The following is a 202-nucleotide window of genomic DNA, read 5'->3' as shown; positions in this document are numbered from 1 at the left end:
TGAGGCTATCTGCGGTCAGATCTGTGCCTTCTGGCAGCTCAATACTCGCCGTAACACCCGCGTCTTTTTCATCAGCGTTAATGGTGTCATCTTCGCCAGAATCGATAAGAACCGTTGGTGCAACATCACTGCCGTTGTCGCCTTCGCCATCACCAGGCGCCACCAAATCCACGCCTGCCGTATCGCTGCCCGTAGCTGACTT

1 protein-coding gene is annotated in these 202 nt (G+C 55.0%); it reads right to left on the bottom strand.

Going from position 1 to position 202, the window contains the following annotated elements; genetic code table 11:
* On the bottom strand, positions 1 to 202 hold a 202-nt coding region (locus tag PVK63_RS19985; protein WP_274440995.1), incomplete at both ends, for a hypothetical protein.

The sequence above is a fragment of the Aliivibrio sp. S2TY2 genome (genome assembly GCF_028765525.1).
Taxonomy (GTDB): Bacteria; Pseudomonadota; Gammaproteobacteria; order Enterobacterales; family Vibrionaceae; genus Aliivibrio; species Aliivibrio finisterrensis_A.
The sequence above is the reverse complement of the archived record's forward strand: the minus strand, read 5'-3'. Positions and strand labels throughout refer to the sequence as shown.